The sequence below is a fragment of the Rothia sp. HMSC066G07 genome, from assembly GCF_001814485.1.
Lineage (GTDB): Bacteria > Actinomycetota > Actinomycetes > Actinomycetales > Micrococcaceae > Rothia.
This window is the reverse complement of sequence record NZ_KV816922.1, coordinates 382,049-382,734: the sequence shown is the minus strand read 5'-3', so window position 1 is coordinate 382,734 and position 686 is coordinate 382,049. Positions and strand designations below refer to the sequence as shown.

At 52.3% G+C, this 686-nt stretch carries 1 pseudogene; it reads left to right on the top strand.

Features of this window, described 5'->3' with window-relative positions:
- A pseudogene (locus HMPREF2971_RS03165) lies at positions 1 to 430 on the top strand (DUF3488 domain-containing protein); the annotation flags it as partial.
- Positions 431 to 686: the final 256 nt, after the last annotated feature.

Sequence of the window (686 nt, the reverse complement as noted above, 5' to 3'; positions counted from 1 at the left end):
GGATGCGATGTCGCAGCTACCCCAAAACAACGAAGCTTTCGATAACAACTCCGAATACAACATGCTCAACCAGACAAATGGCAGTTGGCAACCCTACGCTGGTGTTTTAGGCAACCAGCTACTACCCGGAAAAAAGGTTTCACCTGGCTTCTCGAAGCGGCGGGATGGGCAGAACGCGGCAAGTCTTTCATTGTTTTTCGGCGCCCTCAGCCTACTGTGTATCCCGCTATTGACCTGGGTCTGGGCACCAGATTTCACCGTTATCTCACTGATACTGGGCATCTTGGGTATCTGGCAGGGGCGAGTGGCTAAACGGCACGGTGTGCCTGCCCTAGCGGGTCGTATTCTCAGCTGGGCGGGTGTAGGTATTGTCCTTGCGCTCTATCTTTTTGTCATCTTGTTTCTGATAAGCCTCAGTCAATCTTTATAAAAGCACCAATAAGGTGGTGGGTCTGAAGATACTCTCGTTTTGTTGGGTATGACCGGTCAGAATGCATGCTGGTGAGCATGAGAAAGCCCTGTTCCTCACGTTGAGGTGCGGGGCTTTGTTGTGTGTATGCCGTATGTTTCCTGGAATGGGCTCGACATGCTTGTTTCCCCGGTGGGGAGGGTCTAGGGTGAAGTTAACGCCCCTTGCGTGTGGAACGTGAAAGGTCGTGGATGCGATGTCGCAGCTACCCCAAAAC